Consider the following 19,480-nt stretch of genomic DNA (forward strand, 5'->3'; position numbering starts at 1 on the left):
TTGGATTTAGTGGTGGCACTCGGAGGGATACCGAGTGCCTTTTCATTCTCCTTTTCAGACGATTATCCCCATCATTATCAACCCACTAAATTCCAAAGTAATGAACAACAAGAAGAAAAACGAAGGTCAGACCGACTTTTCCTATTACGGTCTGTACCTGCTGGACTATCTCCGCACGAACAGGTTTGAACAGGCTTCCGACGATGCCTTCATCCGGGAACGTGCCGACCGTGCCGCCGAAACGTATGAGCGTGCGCGGCTCGAAGGCTATCCGTCCGAGGGGGCGCAGGAGTTGGCGATGGACACGCTCCTGCGTGGTCTTCGCTATTCCAAGTACGCCATCCTCCGCGAAGTCGTGGAAAACGAGTTTGCCGACGAAGTGCCGGAAAAGAAACGCGAAGCCTTCATCCGAAAGCTGCTGCCGCCTGTCGGCAACGTATTCTCCGCCTATGATCTTTCGGACGACAACTTCGCCCTGTCGCCCGAATACGACCTGCTCTACACGGAGCTGACGGGAGCCGTCGTCCTTTATATCGGGGAATATGGCGTTTAACCGCAAACAACGGCTGCGGGACAACATCGAGGCGATACGGACGGCATTCATCCTTGACAGGGAACGGAGGACGGCAACCGCCGAGGAACAAGCCATACTTCGGAAGTATTGCGGTTTCGGCGGGTTGAAGTGCATACTGAACCCGGCAAAGGAACTGACGGATGCCGTGCATTGGGCGAAATCGGACCTCGAACTGTTTGCCCCTACGGTGGAACTGCACAGGCTGGTGCGTGAAAACAGCAAGGACGATACGGAGTACAAGCGGTACGCGGATGCCATGAAGCAGTCCGTGCTGACCGCATTCTACACACCGCCGGAGATAACCGGCACGATTGCGGAGGCTCTGCATGAACACGGCATACGTCCCGACCGTGTGTTGGAGCCGTCGGCGGGCGTGGGCGCATTCGTGGATGCCGTGCTGGAAAACAAGCCGGACGCGGACATCATGGCTTTCGAGAAAGACCTGATGACGGGCAAGATATTGGGACACCTGCATCCCGACCAAAAGGTAAGGGTGCAGGGATTCGAGAAGATAGAGAAGCCCTTCACGGATTATTTCGACCTTGCCATCTCGAACATCCCGTTCGGCGACGTGGCTGTGTTCGACCCGGAGTTTACAGGAAGCCAAGACCCGGCAAGGCGTTCCGCACCGAAGGCAATACACAACTACTTCTTCCTGAAAAGCCTTGACGCTGTGCGTGAGGGCGGCATCGTGGCGTTCATCACCTCGCAGGGGGTGCTGGACGCACCGTCCAACGCACCCATACGCGAGTATATGATGCGTAATGCCAATCTGGTGGGTGTCGCACGCCTGCCGAACAATCTCTTCACGGACAACGCGGGTACGGAGGTGGGCAGCGACCTGATTATCCTGCAAAAGAACAGCGGAAAGAACGGGGAACTGTACTACAACGAGAAACTTTTCATGCAGACCGAACAGACGCCCATCGGCACTTCGGTGAACGGGTATGTATGGAGCATCAGCTCTCTTTCCAATACGGATTTAATCAGAGGCACAGACCCTTACGGGAAACCTGCCTATCAACTCCTGCACCGGGGCGGCATCGGGCAAATGGCGGAGGACTTGCGGGAACATCTGAAAATCGAGTTGCATCAGTTTGACAAAGAACTGTATGAAATGTACAGCCTGCATCCGGCACAGGGGAAAAGCACGGTTACGGAAACCATTTCCATACCAGTTGTCACTCCTGAGATACAGCCACGTAATGAAATGGCAGCCAAGCCCGAAGCGGTAACACCGCAGCCGGAGGAAGAAAAGCCGGAGATAGAGCCGCACCGTCCCGATTATTCGGAGGGCGTGCAGCTCTCCCTGCTCGACCTCTGGGGCATGACCGAGGAGGTACGCAAGCAGGAAGCACCCTCCAAGAAGAAAAAGACGGCGAAAAAGGAAAGCCCGGCAAGACGTATGCCTCCCAAACCGCAGGCGCAGGTTACGCCGAAGGTTACGACCGCACCGCCACAGCCGTCTGCCGCACCACCGACGGAGAACAGGGACAGCCAAGAAACAAAGCCGGTGAGTGTCGCAGCCAAAGCCGATCCGGATGATATTTACGCCACTTTGGATTGGGATACCAACCCGCCCATCAACGGCTTCTATGAAATGATGATGGACCTCACGCCGGAGCGACGCAAGGAGCTTCGCAGGCTGGCGGCACAGCATCAGGAGAAACGGCAGCATGTCCCGGACGTGAAAGCCGCACCGGAGCAGGAAACACGGCAACCCGAAACGCAGCCGGAAGTTGCCGCCACTCCTGCCGCTCACGCAACGGAAACGGCTGCAACCTCCCTTTTCCCCGAAATGGAAGCGGAAAAACCGGAGGAGGAACCTCTCGACCTTTCTCCCCGTCCGTTCAACGGCATGCTGGAGCCGCACTATCGTGACGGCTCTATGGTACTGGATGCTTCACGCAATCTCGGTTATTTGAAAGACCTCACGCCTTACGGCGCGACATTCCAACCGCTTGACCTGACTGGCTACCAGAAGGAGAAAGCGATGTTGTATGTGTCACTCCGTGATTCATACGAGCGGCTTTACCGCTACGAGGCGGAGTATCACGATGAAGGGTCTGCACAACGCATAGCGTTGAACACCTGCTACGATGAGTTTGTCATGCGCTACGGCAACCTCAATGCCAAGCAGAACGTGAAACTGTTGATGATGGATGCCGCCGGGCGCGACATCCTTTCGTTGGAACGTGCGGAAGACGGCAGGTTCGTCAAGGCGGACATCTTCGAGCGTCCCGTTTCCTTCTCGGTGGAGAGCCATGCCAACGTAAGCTCTCCCGAAGAGGCACTCTCCGCATCGCTCAACAAGTTCGGCACGGTCAATCTCGACTATATGCGGGAGATAACCGACAGCACGGAAGAGGGATTGCTTGACGCCCTCAAAGGACGCATCTTCTACAACCCGCTCGTAACCGGTTACGAGATAAAGGACAGGTTCATCGCCGGGAACGTGATAGAGAAGGCGGAGCGCATCAAGGCATGGATGGGTGACAACCCAGAAAACGGGCGTATGCCGGAAGTGAAGCAGGCGTTGTTGGCTCTGAAAGAAGCCGAGCCGCCGCGCATCGCCTTCGAGGACCTCGACTTCAATTTCGGGGAACGCTGGATTCCGACGGGCGTGTACGCCGCCTACATGAGCCATCTTTTCGACACGGACGTGAAAATCGCCTACTCCGCAAGCATGGACGAGTATTCGGTGGCGTGCGGCTACCGCACCATGAAAATCACGGACGAGTTTTTAGTGAAGGGCTATTACCGGAACTATGACGGTATGCACCTGTTGAAACACGCCCTGCACAACACCTGCCCCGACATGATGAAGTCCATCGGCAAGGATGAGCATGGCAATGACATCAAGGTGCGCGACAGCGAGGGCATACAGCTCGCCAACGCCAAGATTGACGAAATCCGTAACGGGTTCTCGGAATGGCTGGAAGAGCAGTCGCCGCAGTTCAAGGAACGGCTGACGACAATGTACAACCGCAAGTTCAACTGTTTCGTGCGACCGAAGTATGACGGTTCGCACCAGACGTTTCCCGACCTCAATCTGAAAGGATTGGCAAGCCGGGGTATTCAAAGCGTTTATCCGTCGCAGAAGGATTGCGTCTGGATGATAAAACAGAACGGAGGCGGGATCTGTGACCACGAAGTTGGAACAGGTAAAACACTGATAATGTGTATTGCAGCGCATGAAATGAAGCGTCTGAACTTGGCGCACAAGCCGATGATTATCGGCTTGAAGGCGAACGTGGCGGAGATAGTAGCCACTTATCAGGCGGCATATCCTAATGCGAGGATTCTCTACGCTTCGGAAAAGGATTTCTCGACTGCCAACCGCGTGCGTTTTTTCAACAACATCAAGAACAACGACTACGATTGCGTCATCATGTCGCACGACCAGTTCGGCAAGATACCACAGTCGCCGGAGTTGCAACAGCGCATCCTGCAAGCGGAGCTTGACACGGTGGAGGAAAACCTTGAAGTGCTGCGGCAGCAGGGCAAGAACGTGTCGCGGGCGATGCTGAAAGGATTGGAGAAACGCAAGCACAACCTTGTGGCGAAGTTGGAGAAAGTGGAACACGCCATCAAATCCCGCACGGATGACGTAGTGGACTTCAAGCAGATGGGCATCGACCACATCTTCATTGACGAGAGCCACCAATTCAAGAACTTGACTTTCAACACCCGGCATGACCGTGTGGCGGGGTTGGGAAACTCGGAAGGAAGCCAGAAAGCCCTGAATATGCTTTTTGCCATACGAACTATACAGGAGCGCACGGACAAGGACTTGGGGGCTACGTTCCTGTCCGGCACAACCATTTCCAACAGTCTGACGGAATTGTACCTGCTCTTCAAGTATCTGCGTCCGAAGGAATTGGAAAGGCAGGATATCCGATGCTTCGACGCATGGGCGGCAATTTTCGCCAAAAAGACAACCGACTTCGAGTTCAACGTGACGAACAATGTGGTTCAGAAGGAGCGTTTCCGATATTTCATCAAAGTGCCGGAGCTTGCCGCCTTCTACAACGAGATTACCGATTACCGCACGGCGGAGGACGTGGGTGTGGATCGTCCGCGTAAGAACGAGATACTGCATCACATACCTCCCACGCCCGACCAAGAGTATTTCATCAAACAGCTGATGCAGTTCGCCAAGACGGGTGACGCCACGCTGCTGGGCAGACCGCCCCTGTCGGAAACGGAGGAGAAGGCGAAGATGCTTATCGCCACCGATTACGCGCGGAAGATGGCTCTCGACATGCGCATGATAGACCCGCATTATGAGGACCACCCCGACAACAAGGCTTCCCACTGCGCCAAGACGATTGCGGAGTATTACCACAAATACGACGCGCAGAAAGGCACGCAGTTCGTGTTCTCGGATCTGGGAACATACCAGCCGGGCGACGGATGGAACGTGTACAGCGAGATAAAGCGGAAGCTGACGGAGGACTACGGCATCCCGGCAAGCGAGGTGCGCTTCATTCAGGAGTGCAAGACCGACAAGGCACGCAAGGGGGTGATAGACGCCATGAACGCCGGAACGGTGCGCGTGCTGTTCGGTTCCACTTCCATGCTCGGAACGGGTGTGAACGCGCAGAAACGGTGTGTCGCAATCCATCATTTGGATACGCCGTGGCGTCCATCCGACCTGCAACAGCGTGACGGACGCGGAGTTAGGGCGGGCAACGAGATTGCCAAGCGTTTTGCCGGGAACAATGTGGATGTCATCATCTACGCGGTGGAAAAGTCGTTGGACAGCTACAAGTTCAACCTGCTGCACTGCAAGCAGACGTTCATCTCGCAGCTCAAAAGCGGGGCGATGGGCGCACGTACCATCGATGAGGGGGCTATGGACGAGAAATCGGGCATGAACTTCTCGGAGTACATGGCGTTGCTCTCCGGCAATACCGACCTTTTGGACAAGGCGAAACTGGAGAAGCGTATCGCATCGCTTGAAGGGGAACGCAAGTCGTTCAACAAGGGCAAGCGCGATTCGGAGTTCAAGCTGGAAGCCAAGACGGGGGAACTGCGCAACAACACGGCTGTCATCGAAGCCATGACGGAGGACTGGAACCGTTTTCTTTCCGTTGTGCAGACTGATAAGGAAGGTAGTCGCCTTAATATTGTCAAGGTGGACGGCGTGGATTCAACCGACGAAAAAGTTATTGGAAAGCGTTTGCAGGAGATAGCCAAGAACGCCACGACGGGCGGTTTGTACAAGCCTGTCGGGGAGATTTACGGTTTCCCGATAATGGTGGTCAGCGAGAGGATACTCAAAGAGGGGCTGGAATTTACCGACAATCGCTTCGTGGTGGAAGGGAATTACAAATACACCTATAACAACGGGCATCTGGCGATGGCTGACCCGGTAGCCGCCGCACGTAATTTCCTGAATGCATTGGAGAGGATTCCGTCCATCATCGACCAGTATAAGGCGAAGAACGAGGTGCTGGAAAAGGAGGTTCCGCAGTTGCAGGAGATAGCGGGCAAGGTGTGGAAGAAAGAGGACGAACTGAAACAGTTGAAGTCCGAACTTGCCGCGCTTGACCGCAAGATACAGTTGGAGCTTGCGCCGCCCGCGCAGGAAGTCACCGAAAAAGAAAAGAACGGGCAGGAGATCAAGCCAGATGCGGAAGGTGTACGGAGCATATCGCCACAACAAACCGATGATGTCCCGCAGATTCGCAGCCCGATGGATAAACGAAGTCCGTCTGGCAATTTCATTGCCAATCATATCATTATCGGGCGTCCGGGTTTTCAGTTTAAGGATGAAAACCGATCGAAAGGGATAAAAATTTAAAATTATGAATTTTATATAAAATATTAATAGGGGCTATCCAAAAGGTCTAAAAGTAAATCTTATCCCCTCTGCAAGTATCTGTAGAAGAGTGATTGCAAGAATTTCTTTCTTTTTGGGCAGCCTCTATTAAATTTATTTATTCTTTCTTGATTTATGTTTATAAACATTATACCAAAAACATTCCAACTAACCTTGTTTATGTTTTGTCAGCCACCATTTGCACAACCATATTTGACTCCCAAAGAGAGTGAATTCGATAAGATAACTTGCTGCATACCCACAATAAGGGGCTAAATAGAATACGAATGGGAAATAGATAACAGTACCGACAACAGATTGCGTTATGTAGTTGGTTAAACTCATTTTACCATAAAGCTGTAATGTGGAAACCGCTTTTTTGACACGTTCCTTATGACACAATAATATGAACGAGAATATTTCTACAGAATCATCAGTAAAACAGAAAAAAATACTAATTTTGTTTTTGATGATCATTTCAAAAGGAATTAGAAAAAATGTCTAATTCTAACTTATAGAGGAAAAAGCAACAATTAAATATTAAAGAATAAAAGATACGAAAAATATGACGCCAAAAGAGATACTACAAGAATGGATTGACTGCTTCAACGCCGCCGATGCAGTCGCTTTGGCAAACTTATACGCTCAGGATGCCATAAACCATCAAGTCGCAAACACCCCGGTTATAGGAAAAACAGCTATCCATAAAATGTTTGTAAATGAATTTGCAACCTCAAAAATGGTTTGTATTGTTGAGCATATATTCGAGGATGGAGAATGGGCTATCATGGAATGGAAAGATCCGCTCGGGTTGCGAGGATGCGGATTCTTCCATGTGCAAAACGATAAAATCGTTTTCCAAAGAGGTTATTGGGATAAGCTCAGCTTTCTCAAACAGCACGGTTTAACCGTAGAGAATAGTGATAAAAATCCAAACACATAACACCGTCCGATATGGGAATCATCATTCATTCTTTAGAGTCCGTTTCTTTCAAAGATTTGTATGCGGCATTCTCATCCGCATTCAAAGATTATGATTTCTCTTTGAATGCGGATGAATTGCGACGCATGCTCGACCGACGAGGATACAATCCACAACTATCTTTCGGAGCATTTTTCGAAGGACGGCTGATTTCTTTTGTGTTTAACGGAACAGGCATGTACAACAACATCTTGACGGCCTATGACACAGGGACGGGAACCGTACCTTCATTCCGGGGATTACACCTAACCCAAAAAATATTCACTTTCAGCCTCGAATTGATATATCAACAAGGAGTTCGGCAATATGTACTGGAAGTTTTGCAACACAATCACAAAGCAATAAAAATATATCGCAAATTAGGCTTTGAAACACAGAGAAATTTCAACTACTACTCTGCCAAACTGAGCGATATTGTTCCTGTATTGCAAGTAAACCATACCGCATGTCGCATACTCCCATCGGATTTAAAAAACTGCCTTAACCAAACGGCCTGGTTCGATTTTCATCCTTCATGGCAAAATGACAGGGCTTCACTGGAACGCGGAATCGACAATTTGGACATATTGGGAGCTTATGAAAGAGAAGAACTTGTCGGATTTGTTATCTTTGAACCGGCATCAGGCGATATTTCATCCCTCGCAGTTGCAAAAGATTACCGGCGTAAAGGAATAGGTAAGTCCTTGCTTAAAAGTGCTGTCAGTCATTTTCAAAGCGATGTACTCAAATTTACTAATGTTGATTGCGATTGTGAATCAGTCACTGGTTTCTTGTCATCATTAGGACTTACCCCAAAAGGACAACAGTTTGAAATGGTCAGAAAAATTTAACCTACATTTATATGAATAGCCCTCATCATCAAATAACGGTTCTCAGCTATACGCAGGCAGGGATTTTAACCACTGAACTTCCTACGAAGAACTGAACTTTAAATTTACCACTTAACTGTCCTACGAAGCACGAAAGCCCTGCTTGCGTATAGGTGATGTTATGCGGTCGGTTTTCATTTTCTCTTCTTTCTCGTTAATTTGTCAAGCAAAGTTACTAAATTTGCAGTCAAGCAATTTCAATTTTTGAATTATGTATTTCAGCAGACCTTGGACTTCTATCTAAGTGATAGGCAGTCCTGAAAATTCCAATCTCTTTTAGGTCAAGACAATTAGTCTATGGGTTTCGTGTACCGACTTTTTTGTAAAGGCGTTACGTTGTCATAGTTGCTCTGTCGGGTAATACTGTCTATTCACTTCTCCACGATTTGAATTCAAGTATTCACCTGTAAGAAGTTACTAAACCTGTTGGCGGAATTAATTTAGTGCATACTTAATTCTGCCAATGGGCTTGTCGTTAATGAAGTTTACGTATTGCAGAATGGTAAGTGCACTAATTTTGCCAATGATTCTGGCAAACAAACCATTCGTTATTTTCGCGTAGTTCCTGATGACCAAGAACTGGTCTGTAAGTTGTGAGAATATTGTCTCAATCCTCTTTCTTGCCTTTGCAAACGGAATGAATGTCGGTTTCCAATCCTTTTGGTTGAGCCGATACGGACACTCCAGTCTTATGTGTGCGGTTTCGAACAAGTCAAGCTGTACGTCAGCTCCAATATACCCTTTGTCACCATAGATGCTACAGTCGTGATAAGTATGTTTTACATCCTTCATATAATGGAGGTCAGCCACACTTGCCTTTGACAGATCATAGGAATGGATAACTCCACTTAACCCACAGAGAGCGTGTAACTTATAACCAAAATAATACGTGTTCTGCGAAGCACAGAAGCCGAAGTCGGGAGCTTGCGAGAAATTGCCGGCACGCCCCATCTTGCAACGTTTTCCTCTTGCAACCCTACAGACCTCTATCGGCTTGGAGTCAACAAAGAATTGTTCCTCTCCGCCATCCATTTCCATGGCAATCCGCTTGCGCAGTTCCTCACACAGGCCTGACGTTTTCTTCCTGCGGTCATTGAACTGTCTCCTTGATATGAGATTGGGAATGCTGTCCTTGTATTCTTGCAATTTATAGTCGAACAACCACTTCTCACTATCAATGCTCTCGGTCTCTGCCGTCAGGGATAGCGCCACCACTTCCAAATCCGAAAACTTGGGAACAGGACCACGACGTGGAACATTACCCGAATCATTGACGAGATTTTCAGAGAATTGCTTGCATATCTCAAGTATTTTGACGAATTTTGCATAAAGGTTGTACATACGATGGTTTGAACTTAATGTTTTAATCACCACTAAGTTACTAAAAATCAGCGACATGTACAACTTTTTACTCATATTTATCAACTTAAATTAATTCCGCCAACGGGTTTACTAATGACAAAAAAGAAATTGCCCGTTCGTTTTACGGGTCAGCACTTTACTATTGATAAAGTGCTAATAAAAGATGCAATAAGACAAGCAAATATAAGTAATCAGGATACGGTTTTAGATATTGGGGCAGGCAAGGGGTTTCTTACTGTTCATTTATTAAAAATCGCCAACAATGTTGTTGCTATTGAAAACGACACAGCTTTGGTTGAACATTTACGAAAATTATTTTCTGATGCCCGAAATGTTCAAGTTGTCGGTTGTGATTTTAGGAATTTTGCAGTTCCGAAATTTCCTTTCAAAGTGGTGTCAAATATTCCTTATGGCATTACTTCCGATATTTTCAAAATCCTGATGTTTGAGAGTCTTGGAAATTTTCTGGGAGGTTCCATTGTCCTTCAGTTAGAACCTACACAAAAGTTATTTTCGAGGAAGCTTTACAATCCATATACCGTTTTCTATCATACTTTTTTTGATTTGAAACTTGTCTATGAGGTAGGTCCTGAAAGTTTCTTTCCACCGCCAACTGTCAAATCAGCCCTGTTAAACATTAAAAGAAAACAGTTATTTTTTGATTTTAAGTTTAAAGCCAAATACTTAGCATTTATTTCCTGTCTGTTAGAGAAACCTGATTTATCTGTAAAAACAGCTTTAAAGTCGATTTTCAGGAAAAGTCAGGTCAGGTCAATTTCGGAAAAATTCGGTTTAAACCTTAATGCTCAAATTGTTTGTTTGTCTCCAAGTCAATGGGTAAACTGTTTTTTGGAAATGCTGGAAGTTGTCCCTGAAAAATTTCATCCTTCGTAGTTCAAAGTCGGGTGGTTGTCAAGATGATTTTTCTGGTTTGGTGTCGTCTTTTAAGCTGCCGCATAACAAATTAATAATACCAAATAAAAATACGTATAGATTAAAAAAGTTCTTTGTGCTTTTGTCAGGGAACTTTTTTTTCGTAAATTTGCGTTCAATTATGCGGCAGTAATAATATACATATTAATACGAGTTAAGAATCCTGTAGTTTTCCACATGCTACGAGGAGGTATTAAAAGGTGCGTTTCGGCAATGCATCTATTGTAGTATATTATTGCTTAATCAAATGAACATTATAAATTTAGGAATTCTTGCTCACATTGATGCAGGAAAAACTTCCGTAACCGAAAATCTGCTATTTGCCTGCGGAGCAACGGAAAAGCGCGGCAGTGTTGATAAAGGTGACACCATAACAGACTCTATGGATATAGAAAAACGTAGAGGAATTACTATTCGGGCTTCTACGACATCTATTGTTTGGAATGGTGTGAAATGCAATATCATTGACACTCCGGGACACATGGATTTTATTGCAGAGGTGGAGCGGACATTCAAAATGCTTGATGGAGCAGTCCTCATATTATCGGCAAAGGAAGGCATACAAGCACAAACAAAGTTGCTGTTCAAGACTTTGCAAAAACTGCAAATCCCGACAATTATATTTATCAATAAGATTGATCGTGCCGGCGTAAATCTTGAGCGTTTATATCTGGACATAAAAACAAATCTGTCGCAAGACGTCTTGTTTATGCAAACGGTTGTCGATGGAGTAGTTTACCCGATTTGCACCTCAACAGATATAAGGGCAGAACACAAAGAATTTGTATGCAACCATGACGACGATATATTAGAACTATATTTGGCGGATAAAGAAATCTTACCGGCAGATTATTGGAATGCGATAATCGCTCTTGTGGCAAAAGCCAAAGCCTATCCGGTCTTGCATGGATCAGCAATGTGCAATATTGGCATCAATGAGTTGTTAGACGCCATCATTTCTTTTATATTTCCTCCGGCATCAGTCCCAAATAGACTTTCAGCTTATCTTTATAAAATAGAACATGCCCCCAAAGGGCATAAAAGAAGTTTTCTAAAAATTATTGACGGAAGTCTGAGACTTCGAACCGTTATAAAAGTCAATGATTCGGAAAAATTCATCAAGATTAAAAATCTAAAAACCATTTATCAGGGCAAAGAGATAAATGTTGATGAAGTGGTTGCTAATGATATCGCAATTATAGAAGATATAGAAGAATTAAGAATCGGAGATTATTTAGGTGTTAAACCTTGTCTGATTCAAGGATTATCTCATCAGCATCCCGCCCTCAAATCTTCTGTCCGACCAGACAAGCCCGAAGAGAGAAGCAAGTTGATATCCGCTCTAAATGTATTGTTTATTGAAGACCCGTCTCTGTCCTTTTCCATAAATTCATATAGTGATGAATTGGAAATCTCGTTATATGGTTTAACCCAAAAAGAAATCATACAAACATTGCTGGAAGAACGATTCTCCGTAAAGACCCATTTTGATGAAATCAAGACTATCTACAAAGAACGACCTAAAAAGAAGGTGAATAAGATTATCCATATCGAAGTCCCTCCCAACCCTTACTGGGCCTCAATAGGACTGACTCTGGAACCTTTACCGATAGGGTCAGGGGTGCAAATCGAAAGTGAAATCTCCTTTGGTTATCTGAACCATTCTTTTCAAAATGCCGTTTTTGAAGGAATCCGTATGTCTTGCCAATCGGGATTGCATGGATGGGAAGTGACGGATTTGAAAGTAACCTTTACTTATGCCCTTTATTATAGTCCGATAAGTACCCCTGCCGATTTTAGACAATTGTCTCCTTATGTCTTCAGGTTGGCTTTGCAACAATCAGGAGTGGATATTCTCGAACCGATGCTCTATTTTGAGTTACAGATACCACAAGTAGCAAGTTCCAAAGCTATTACAGATCTGCAAAAAATGATGTCTGAGATTAAAGGTATCAGTTGTAATAAAGAGTGGTGTCTTATTGAAGGGAAAGTTCCATTAAATACAAGTAAAGACTATGCTTCAGAAGTAAGTTCATACACTAAAGGCTTAGGCACTTTTATGGTTAAGCCGTGTGGGTATCAAATAACAAAAGGCGGTTATTCTGATAATACCCGTATGGAAGAAAAGGATAAACTTTTATTCATGTTTGAAAAATCAGTATCATCAAAATAATGGAACGATCCAGGAATTTCTATAAGACAATACGGTTGGGGTATATACTTATCTCCGTTCTTATCGGATGTATAGCATATAATAGCTTCTATGAATGGCAGGAGATAGAAGCATTAGAACTTGACAATAAAAAAATAGACGAGTTCCGAAAAGAGATAAACAATATCAATATTCAAATGATAAAATTTTCTCTATTTGGTGAAACAATACTGGAATGGAACGATAAAGATATCGAACATTACCATGCACAGCGTATGGCAATGGATAGTATGCTCTGCCGTTTCAAAGCTACCTATCCGGCAGAGCGTATAGACAGCGTACGCCATCTTCTCGAAGATAAGGAACGGCAGATGTGCCAAATCGTTCAAATACTTGAACAACAACAAGCCATCAACGATAAGATAACCAGTCAAGTACCTGTAATCGTGCAGAAGAGTGTACAGGAACAGCCCAAGAAGTCCAAGCGCAAAGGTTTCTTGGGCATCTTCGGCAAAAAGGAAGAAGCGAAACCAACTGTGACTACCACGATGCACCGTCCTTTAACCGGAATATGAGAACCGAACAACAGGCACAAAGCCGCCGCTTATCGGTTCATGCCGATAGCCTTGCCGCACGAAATGCGGAACTTAACAGGCAACTGCAAGGACTGGTTGTTCAAATAGACGGGAAAGTACAAACTGACCTACAAAAGCGGGAAGCCGAGATAACAGCCATGCGGGAACGGTCGTTCATTCAGATTGGGGGCTTGACAGGGTTCGTTATACTGCTACTGGTCATATCATATATCATCATACACCGAAATGCCAACCGCATCAAGCGATATAAACAGGAAACCGCAGATTTAATCGAGCGACTGCAACAAATGGCAAAGCGAAACGAGGCACTGATAACCTCCCGCAAGAAAGCCGTACATACCATTACCCATGAATTACGCACACCGCTGACTGCAATAACGGGCTATGCCGGACTGATACAAAAAAACTTCAATGCGGATAAAACCGGGATGTATATCCGAAATATTCAGCAATCCTCCGACCGTATGCGTGAAATGCTTAATACTCTTCTGAGTTTCTTCCGGCTGGACGACGGCAAGGAACAGCCTAATTTCTCCACGTGTAGGATTTCATCAATAGCGCATACGCTCGAATCAGAGTTTATGCCAATTGCCATAAACAAGGGACTTGCTCTTACTGTGACGAATCACACGGATGCTGTTGTACTGACCGATAAGGAACGCATTCTACAAATTGGAAATAACCTGCTGTCAAACGCCATCAAGTTCACTGAGAACGGTGCCGTTTCTCTGACAATGGGGTATGATAACGGTATGCTGAAACTTATCGTCAAAGATACGGGTTCGGGTATGACCGAAGAGGAACAGCAACGTGTGTTCGGTGCGTTTGAACGTTTGTCAAACGCTGCCGCAAAGGACGGCTTCGGATTAGGTCTTTCCATTGTTCAGCGCATTGTGACAATGCTCGGCGGCACAATCCAGCTGAAGAGCGAGAAAGGCAAGGGCAGCCGTTTCACGGTGGAGATACCCATGCAGTCAGCCGAGGAATTGCCGGAACGGATAAATAAAACACAGATTCATCATAACCGAACACTCCATGATATTGTTGCCATCGACAATGACAAGGTACTTCTCCTAATGCTGAAAGAAATGTATGCACAAGAAGGGATACATTGCGACACTTGCACCGATGTTGCGGAACTGATGGAAATGATACGCCGGAAAGAATACAGTCTGCTTCTGACCGATTTGAATATGCCGGATATAAACGGCTTCGAGCTGTTGGAACTGCTACGCACCTCCAATGTGGGCAATTCAAGGATCATTCCGATTATTGTAACAACCGCTTCGGGCAGTTGCAACAGAGAGGAACTTTTAGAACGTGGATTTTCCGATTGCCTTCTCAAGCCGTTTTCCATATCGGAGCTGATGGAAGTTTCCGACAAGTGCGCCATGAAAGGTAAACAAAATGAAAAGCCTGATTTCTCCTCCCTACTGTCTTACGGCAATGAATCCGTCATGTTGGATAAACTGATAGCGGAAACCGAAAAGGAAATGCAGTCGGTCAGGGATGCGGAACAACGGAAAGACTTTCAAGAACTGGACGCCCTGACACACCACCTACATAGTTCGTGGGAGATACTGCGTGCCGACCAACCATTAAGGGAACTTTATAAACAGCTTCATGGGAGTGCCGTTCCCGATTATGAAGCATTGAACAACGCCGTGACTGCCGTATTGGATAAGGGTTCGGAGATAATCCGGCTGGCAAAAGAAGAAAGGAGAAAATACGAAAATGGATAAAACAAAAATCATCGTGGTGGAGGACAACATCGTATATTGCGAGTTTGTCTGCAACCTGCTGGCACGGGAGAAATTCCGTACCGTGCAGGCTTTCCACCTCTCGACAGCGAAGAAACTTCTGCAACAAGCCACTGACAATGATATAGTAGTTTCTGATTTGCGTTTGCCTGACGGTGACGGCATCGACCTATTGCGCTGGATGCGCAAAGAAGGCATGACGCAGCCGTTCATCATCATGACCGACTATGCCGAAGTACATACGGCGGTTGAAAGCATGAAACTCGGTTCGCTGGACTACATACCCAAGCAACTCGTGGAGGACAAACTCGTGCCTTTGCTCCGCACCATACTGAAAGAGCGGAATATCGGGCGAAGCCGCATGCCCGTATTTGCCCGTGACGGTTCAGCCTTTCAGAAAATCATGCACCGGATAAGGCTGGTAGCTCCTACCGACATGAGCGTACTGATATTCGGGGAGAACGGTACTGGCAAAGAGCATATTGCCCATCTACTGCACGATAAAAGCAAGCGTTCAGGCAAGCCTTTCGTGGCGGTGGACTGCGGCTCACTCACCAAAGAGCTTGCACCATCGGCGTTCTTCGGACACGTCAAAGGAGCGTTCACTGGTGCTGAAAACACAAAGAAAGGCTATTTCCACGAGGCGGAAGGCGGCACATTGTTTTTAGACGAAGTGGGTAATCTCGCACCAGAAACTCAACAGATGTTACTCCGTGCCATACAGGAACGGCGGTTCCGTCCCGTTGGCGACAAGTCCGACCGCAGTTTCAACGTCCGCATCATCGCCGCCACCAACGAGAATCTGGAAAAGGCGGTCAATGAAAAGCGTTTCCGGCAGGATTTGTTATACCGCCTACATGACTTTGAAATAACCGTTCTGCCCTTACGTGACTGTCAGGAGGACATCATGCCGCTGGCGGAGTTCTTCCGTGAGATTGCCAATAAGGAATTGGAGTGCAAGGTTAGCGGTTTCAGTTCCGAAGCACGGAAAGCGTTGCTGACCCATTCATGGCCGGGCAACGTGCGCGAACTTCGACAGAAAATCATGGGTGCGGTGTTGCAGGCTCAGACGGGACTTGTCACAAAAGAGCATCTGGAACTTGGGATAACCGAAACAACCTCTGTTACCGGCTTCTCCCTACGCAACGACGAGGAAGATAAAGAGCGGATTCTGCGTGCTTTGAAGCAGGCTGACGGGAACCGGAAGGTCGCTGCCGAATTGCTTGGAATAGGCAGGACAACACTCTATAATAAACTGGAAGAATATGGATTGAAGTATAAATTTGAGCAACCATAGCCCGCAATTCGCTGAAAATGGCTATCTTTGCATGACATATCAGAAGGTAACGGCGATTGGCAGAGCCTTTTGCCGCCTATATATAACATAAGACCGCAAGGCGTCCTAATGGGAATCTGGAAAATTAACATTAACAGGAACTATTGCGTGATTGCTTATGCTATGCCTACGCATAGCGTGCATTCACCTATTCCTGTTAAGGGCATTCCAGAGCCTCCATTAGTGATAGCGTGGATTGCACGCTACTTTTTTGCCCTTGCCCAACGAAAGGAAACGCTAATGGGTAAAGTACAGATTCTTGCCGTCCTCACGATGGACGGTTGTCAAAGCTCCGAGTTATATTGCAAAGCGTATAAGGAACTGCGCCTTGAAGATTGCGGTATCAACGAGATAAGGGAAAACGCCCTTTATCATATCACACCCGACTATTCCATCTCTATGCTCGACGAATGGCGGAAATCCGCAACAGACATCTGCTATCTGGCGGAAGTCACTCCTGAAAAGGCGGACTACATCAATGGGCTGTTACGTATGCGTGTGGTGGATGAAATCATACTTTATACGCTTCCTTTCATTGCCGGAACGGGAAAGCGTTTCTTCCAGTCCGCCTTGCCACAGGAACAATGGACGCTGACCTCGCAGAAGGTGTACCGCAACGGAGTGGTCCGCCATATCTATAAAGCGTGCGTTTGATGTCCGGAAAATGGACGAATGTTCAGGAAATGAACACTTTAAGTCGAAAATAATTCCTGACAGACAAATAAATTGCAAAATTATCACACTGAAATCCAGCACCTTGCAGAGAGTGTGCCGGATTTTTTATTTTATGAACACGCTTTTTGCCAATCATATTCATGTGCGCATACCGAAAAACAGAGTGTAAAATTTCAAAATTGACAGGATATGAATTATTTCTTATTGGCGGAAACCGAGTTCTTCCGCCGTATAAACGAAGCCGGGGACTGCAATATGGAAACGGCATATACGGCTTTCGCCACGCAAGTAATCGAGCTATGCAGCGGCAATGTGGACACCAACCGCACCATCATCGCACTGGCTTACATCGAAATCGAGTTGCAGCACCATCCCATGCGCAATCTTCCCGAAGAAAAGAGGGAGGTTGCAGCCTATATCAGCAAGGCACTCTCTTTAGTGAGGAAGATGCAGAAGTTCCTTGCCGCTCCCCAAGTGCCACCACTAATCCCCATCCGTACATCCTCCGACAACACAACCGAAAATCCCGCCTCACCCCTGCAATGGACGGGCAACGCCATCGACCTCGTGGAACTTATCTACGGCATCAACGAGATGGGCTGCATCAACAACGGCAACATGCCGCTCAAACAGCTCGCCCCGCTCCTCTACAAGATTTTCGGTATCGAATCAAAGGACTGCTACCGTTTCTATATCGACATCAAACGCCGGAAAAACGAAAGCCGCACTTACTTCCTTGACAGGATGCAGGAGAAACTGAACGAGAGGATGCTCCGCGACGAGGAAATGGAACGTTTGAGAAAATAATCCTGTACCAATGATGAATCAGGGGGTGACGTTATGTCATTCTCTGATTTTTTGTAGGTTTTGTCCTGCTGTGTAGATACATTTCGTTATCTATTCGCCCGAAAACCAGCGAAAAGCACTATCTTTGTACCCACGTTACAGAATTGTATATGAGCATAGACAACCTCGACATAATAAAACGGTTGATAGCCGAAAAAGAATGCGGACGGGTGGAGTTCAAGGAAACCACCGGACAGTTGGAGCGCGGCATGGAAACGCTTTGCGCCTTCCTTAACGGCGAAGGCGGCACGGTATTGTTCGGTGTCACCGACAAGGGAAAAATCATCGGACAAGACGTGAGCGACAAAACCAAGCGGGATATAGCGGACGCGATCCGGCGTATCGAGCCGTTTGCCACAGTTGAAGTTTCTTATACTGAAATACCAGACACTGGCAAAAGTGTCATCGCACTGTCTGCGGAAGAACAAAGATATATGCGTCCGTTCTCTTACAAAGGACGGGCTTACCTGCGGGTGGAAAGCGCGACATCCATCATGCCGCAGGAGATATATAACCAATATCTGATACAGCGGGGCGGGAAATACGCTTGGGAGGCAATAGCAAATCCTGACCTTAAAATATCCGACCTTGACGAACATGCCGTCATTAGTGCTGTTCGCGGGGGAATCAGAAGCGGTCGTTTACCTGAAGCAACCATAAGGGAAGACTTGCCGACCATTCTCGAAAAATTCAGTCTGTTGCATGACGGGAAACTTAACAATGCTTCAGCAGTGCTGTTCGGTCATGATTTTTATTATTATCCCCAATGCCTGCTCCGTCTGGCGCGTTTCAAAGGCACGACGAAAGACGAGTTTATAGACAATCAACGTGTCACTGGGAATATCTACGCGCTGCTGGATGCTGCAATGGCGTTCTTTTTCAAACATCTGTCACTTTCCGGTAAGATAGAAGGGCTGTACCGTGAGGAAGAACTGGAAATCCCGTACAAGGCATTGAGAGAGTGCTGCACAAATGCGTTGTGCCACCGCCTGTACCACCGTCCCGGCAGTTCGGTGGGAATCGCCATCTATGACGACCGTGTGGAAATAGAGAACAGCGGGACATTTCCGCCGGATATAACAATGGAAAAACTGTTAAGCGGGCATAATTCAGAACCGCAAAATCTAATCATAGCAAACGTGCTGTATAAAAGCGAGGTCTTGGAAAGTTGGGGACGGGGCATCGGGCTTATGATAAGCGAGTGCCGGCGTGTCGGCATTCCGGACCCCGAATTTCACACGGACGGAAACAGCGTATGGGTCGTTTTCCGCTATACCCGGAAAGCAGTCGGGTCATACCCGACAGTCACCCCACAGTCGCCCGATAGTTACCCGACAGTTACCCCGCAAGTGGGAAAAGTTCTGTCTGCAATCGGGAATCAGACACTATCGACAAAAGATGTTATGGAAATGATAGGATTGAAGGACAAAAGCAATTTTCTGGAGCTTTATCTGTATCCTGCAATAAGGTTGGATTTAGTAGAACCGATTTATCCGGAAAAGCCGAAACACCCGCGACAGAAATACCGTCTTACGGAGAAAGGTCTGGATTTAATTAAAAATAAATAG

At 46.8% G+C, this 19,480-nt stretch carries 11 protein-coding genes and 2 pseudogenes; 11 read left to right on the top strand and 2 right to left on the bottom strand.

Annotated features, from left to right (window positions below):
* Positions 1-100: 100 nt before the first annotated feature.
* Positions 101-553 (top strand): DUF1896 domain-containing protein, encoded by a 453-nt coding sequence (locus DXA15_RS06005; protein ID WP_008645575.1) that lies wholly within the window; start codon positions 101-103, stop codon positions 551-553.
* Positions 543-6,383, top strand: a complete 5,841-nt coding sequence (locus tag DXA15_RS06010) for an N-6 DNA methylase (protein WP_008655861.1) — start codon at positions 543-545, stop codon at positions 6,381-6,383. Before DXA15_RS06005 ends, DXA15_RS06010 begins: the two co-directional genes overlap by 11 nt.
* Positions 6,384-6,569: 186 nt before the next feature.
* Here DXA15_RS06010 and DXA15_RS06015 read toward each other — a convergent pair.
* A pseudogene (locus DXA15_RS06015) lies at positions 6,570-6,827 on the bottom strand (DUF418 domain-containing protein); the annotation flags it as partial.
* Between the two features lie 139 nt (positions 6,828-6,966).
* Here DXA15_RS06015 and DXA15_RS06020 point away from each other — a divergent pair.
* Together DXA15_RS06020 and DXA15_RS06025 are read left to right on the top strand one after the other, a co-directional pair.
* Positions 6,967-7,344 (top strand): nuclear transport factor 2 family protein, encoded by a 378-nt coding sequence (locus DXA15_RS06020; RefSeq protein WP_007366528.1) that lies wholly within the window; start codon positions 6,967-6,969, stop codon positions 7,342-7,344.
* Between the two features lie 11 nt (positions 7,345-7,355).
* The gene (locus tag DXA15_RS06025) at positions 7,356-8,213 is read left to right on the top strand and encodes a GNAT family N-acetyltransferase (RefSeq protein WP_007366527.1); all 858 of its coding nucleotides are present in this window, start codon (positions 7,356-7,358) and stop codon (positions 8,211-8,213) included.
* 474 nt (positions 8,214-8,687) lie between these two features.
* Here the strand turns inward: DXA15_RS06025 and DXA15_RS06030 are convergent, their stop codons facing one another.
* On the bottom strand, positions 8,688-9,668 hold the full coding sequence (locus DXA15_RS06030) for an IS982-like element IS1187 family transposase (protein WP_032536584.1): 981 nt from the start codon (positions 9,666-9,668) through the stop codon (positions 8,688-8,690).
* 39 nt (positions 9,669-9,707) lie between these two features.
* Here DXA15_RS06030 and erm(F) point away from each other — a divergent pair, with 39 nt between their 5' ends.
* The 7 genes and pseudogenes from erm(F) to DXA15_RS06065 all read left to right on the top strand — a co-directional run bounded on the left by erm(F) (position 9,708) and on the right by DXA15_RS06065 (position 19,480).
* Entirely contained in the window at positions 9,708-10,508 is an 801-nt protein-coding gene (gene erm(F) / locus DXA15_RS06035) for a 23S rRNA (adenine(2058)-N(6))-methyltransferase Erm(F) (RefSeq protein WP_004295323.1), read from the top strand.
* A 286-nt stretch (positions 10,509-10,794) separates the two neighbouring features.
* Positions 10,795-12,720 carry a tetracycline resistance ribosomal protection protein gene (tet, locus tag DXA15_RS06040; RefSeq protein WP_008645586.1) on the top strand — a complete coding sequence of 642 codons (1,926 nt, stop codon included), beginning with the start codon at positions 10,795-10,797 and terminating at the stop codon, positions 12,718-12,720.
* Positions 12,720-15,037 (top strand): annotated as a pseudogene (locus DXA15_RS06045) (ATP-binding protein). The gene tet and the pseudogene DXA15_RS06045 overlap by 1 nt, the downstream one beginning before the upstream one ends.
* On the top strand, positions 15,030-16,352 hold the full coding sequence (locus DXA15_RS06050) for a sigma-54 dependent transcriptional regulator (RefSeq protein WP_008645588.1): 1,323 nt from the start codon (positions 15,030-15,032) through the stop codon (positions 16,350-16,352). Before DXA15_RS06045 ends, DXA15_RS06050 begins: the two are co-directional and overlap by 8 nt.
* A 279-nt stretch (positions 16,353-16,631) precedes the next feature.
* A complete protein-coding gene (locus DXA15_RS06055; RefSeq protein WP_008655868.1) occupies positions 16,632-17,045 on the top strand; it encodes a dihydrofolate reductase family protein in 414 nt (137 codons plus the stop codon).
* A 210-nt stretch (positions 17,046-17,255) separates the two neighbouring features.
* Complete coding sequence (locus tag DXA15_RS06060; protein ID WP_008645591.1) at positions 17,256-17,873, top strand: RteC domain-containing protein; 618 nt, start codon at positions 17,256-17,258, stop codon at positions 17,871-17,873.
* A 149-nt stretch (positions 17,874-18,022) separates the two neighbouring features.
* Positions 18,023-19,480 (top strand): ATP-binding protein, encoded by a 1,458-nt coding sequence (locus DXA15_RS06065; protein WP_008645592.1) that lies wholly within the window; start codon positions 18,023-18,025, stop codon positions 19,478-19,480.

This window comes from Parabacteroides sp. AM58-2XD (assembly GCF_003463685.1).
Taxonomy (GTDB): Bacteria; Bacteroidota; Bacteroidia; order Bacteroidales; family Tannerellaceae; genus Parabacteroides; species Parabacteroides segnis.

Bases quoted from the DNA above. Each gene is read 5' to 3' on its own strand.
- DXA15_RS06010 (WP_008655861.1), top strand. From the start codon at position 543: ATGGCGTTTAACCGCAAACAACGGCTGCGGGACAACATCGAGGCGATA.
- DXA15_RS06020 (WP_007366528.1), top strand. From the start codon at position 6,967: ATGACGCCAAAAGAGATACTACAAGAATGGATTGACTGCTTCAACGCC.
- DXA15_RS06065 (WP_008645592.1), top strand. From the start codon at position 18,023: ATGAGCATAGACAACCTCGACATAATAAAACGGTTGATAGCCGAAAAA.
- DXA15_RS06005 (WP_008645575.1), top strand. From the start codon at position 101: ATGAACAACAAGAAGAAAAACGAAGGTCAGACCGACTTTTCCTATTAC.
- DXA15_RS06050 (WP_008645588.1), top strand. From the start codon at position 15,030: ATGGATAAAACAAAAATCATCGTGGTGGAGGACAACATCGTATATTGC.
- DXA15_RS06030 (WP_032536584.1), bottom strand. From the start codon at position 9,668: ATGAGTAAAAAGTTGTACATGTCGCTGATTTTTAGTAACTTAGTGGTG.
- DXA15_RS06055 (WP_008655868.1), top strand. From the start codon at position 16,632: ATGGGTAAAGTACAGATTCTTGCCGTCCTCACGATGGACGGTTGTCAA.
- DXA15_RS06025 (WP_007366527.1), top strand. From the start codon at position 7,356: ATGGGAATCATCATTCATTCTTTAGAGTCCGTTTCTTTCAAAGATTTG.
- tet (WP_008645586.1), top strand. From the start codon at position 10,795: ATGAACATTATAAATTTAGGAATTCTTGCTCACATTGATGCAGGAAAA.
- DXA15_RS06060 (WP_008645591.1), top strand. From the start codon at position 17,256: ATGAATTATTTCTTATTGGCGGAAACCGAGTTCTTCCGCCGTATAAAC.